The organism is Kitasatospora putterlickiae (assembly GCF_039527695.1).
GTDB lineage: Bacteria > Actinomycetota > Actinomycetes > Streptomycetales > Streptomycetaceae > Kitasatospora > Kitasatospora putterlickiae.
The window spans coordinates 1-2274 of record NZ_BAAAKJ010000371.1; the positions used below are offsets into that span (position 1 = coordinate 1).

2 protein-coding genes are annotated in these 2274 nt (G+C 76.3%); one reads left to right on the forward strand and one right to left on the reverse strand.

From position 1 onward, the window contains the following. Positions 1-1658 (reverse strand): condensation domain-containing protein (locus tag ABD308_RS32900; RefSeq protein WP_344343214.1); only part of this gene is annotated, 1658 nt, incomplete at its 3' end. Between the two features lie 436 nt (positions 1659-2094). On the opposite strand from ABD308_RS32900, the gene ABD308_RS32905 reads away from it, so the two are divergent. Further along, positions 2095-2274: hypothetical protein (locus ABD308_RS32905; RefSeq protein ID WP_344343216.1), on the forward strand; the 180-nt coding region annotated here is incomplete at its 3' end.

The window sequence follows — 2274 nt, forward strand, 5'->3', positions numbered from 1 at the left end:
CCGCGCGGCAGGTGGAACGCCACCAGGTCGCCGCGCCGCACCCCGGCCGCCGCCAGGCGGGCGGCCAGGGCGCCCGAGGCCGCGGCGAGCTCCGCGCGGGTGAGGCGCGCCTCCCGTGCTTCGAGGGCGGGCGCGTCCGGCTGCTCGGCGGCGGCCCGGTCGATCGCGTCGAGCACGGTCGCCGGGTGCGCGGGCAGCGCGGGTCCGGCCGATCCGCCCGCCGCCTCGGCGAGTTCCTCGGCGTCGAGCAGCGGCAGCAGGTGCACCGGCGTGTCCGGGGCGGCGAGCGCGGCACGCAGCAGGGTGTCGAAGCGGCGGCCGAGCCGGACGGTCCACGGCTCGTCCAGCAGGTCGGTGCGGTAGCCGAAGACGGCGTGCAGGTCGTCGCCGTCCGGGCGGACGTCCAGGGCCAGCTCGAACTTGGCGGCGGTGTGGCCGCCGTCGGTCTCGACGCAGCGCAGGTCGGCGAAGGCGTGCTCGCCGAGGGCGCCGCCGCTCTGGGTGTGCACGGTGAGCAGGGTCTGGAAGATCGGGGTGCGCCCGGGGTCGCGGTCGGGGCGCAGCTCCTCGGCGAGCTGTTCGAACGGCACCCGGCCGTGGCCGAGCGCGCCGAGCCAGTCGGTGCGCACCCGGCGCAGCAGGGTGTCGAAGGTGGGGGCGCCGGCGAGGTCGGCGCGCAGCACGAGGGCGGAGGAGAAGTAGCCGATGGTCCGTTCGCTGTCGACGGTGGTGCGGGCGGCGGTGGGAACGCCGACGCAGAAGTCGTCCTGGCCGGTGCAGCGGTGCAGCAGGGCCTGGTAGGCGGCGGCCAGCACCATGAACGGGGTGAGCCGGCGGGCGCGGGCGAAGGCGTCGAGTTCGGGGCCGAGGCCGCGCAGGATCCGGGTGTGGAAGGCGCCCGCGCTGCCCGGTTCGGTGGGCCGGGGCCGGTCCAGCGGCAGGTCGAGGGCGGGTGCGCCGGCGAGCCGTTCGCGCCAGTAGGCGAGCGCGTCGGCGGCCTCGGGTCCGGCGAGCCAGGCGCGTTCGGCGGCGGCGTGGGCGGCGTAGGAGGGCGGGGCGGGCAGTTCGGGCTGCCGGCCGTCGGCGCGGTGGGCGGCGTAGCGGTCGGCGAGTTCGGTGCGCAGCAGGCCGAGGCTCCAGCCGTCGGCGACGATGTGGTGCAGCACCAGGCAGAGCACGTGCTCCGACTCGCCGGTGCGCAGCAGGGCGGCGCGCAGCAGGGGTCCGGCGGCGAGGTCGAAGCCGCGGTTGACGCGGGCGGCGAGGGCGGCGGCCACCTCGGCGTCGGGCCGTCCGCGCAGGTCGGCGAGGTCGAGCGGGACGGGTGCCGGAGCGTCGACGACGGCGACGGGCCGGCCGTCCTCGGCGGGGAAGCGGGTGCGCAGCGCCTCGTGCCTGGCCACCACGCCGTCGAGGGCGGCGCGCAGCGCTTCGGTCGACGGCTCGCCGGTGAGGCGCAGCACCAGCGGGATGTTGTAGGAGGGGTCGCCGGGGTCGAGCTGATCGAGGAACCAGAGCCGTTCCTGGCCGACGGTGAGGGTGGTGGGCGCGGACTCGGTGGTCGGTGCGGGCTCGGTGGTGGGCGCCGGCTCGGTGGTGGGCGCGGGCTCGGTGGCCCCGCCCGGCTGGTGGGCGAACTCGCGGATGGTCGTGGGCATGACACTCCTCGGCACTCGCCTCACGGCGGGACTGGCGGTATTCGGACATGGTCCGGCCGCATGCCCCGTGGGGTGGGAGGGAGTAGCGCGCTCGGCTGATCGGCGACGGGCCCCCGTATGGCCGCCGCGGCGCGATCATGCTAGGTAGCCCCGACGGCGAGCGTCAATGGTCTGGACCAGCTTGGCCGATGGGACCACGGTGACCAATGGGACGAGTGGGGACGCCCCGGGGCATCCGGATCGGTCGGGGACGGCCTACCTCTCAAGGAGGAGAAGCCCGCTCCCGCGTTCAGTCCCCGGTCCGATCATGAACACGACCTCACGCCGACGGGACGGGCCCGACCGGCTCCTAGGCTCGAAGTCGATCACCGGTCGCAGTGCCGGTGACCAGCGACGACCGGCCGGACGCCGGCCATCCGACGACGGACCGGGAACGATGACCACCTACCGCCACACTCTCGCCGACCTCCGCGGGCAGCTGCGCCGACTCGCCCTCAGCGGCGCGGCCATCGCCCTCGGCGTGGCCTTCCTGATCGCCTCGGTCAGCGGCAGCCGCGCCCTCGTCGACTCCTTCGGCCAGAGCGCCGCCGCCGAGGTCGGCCCCGGCGACGTCCAG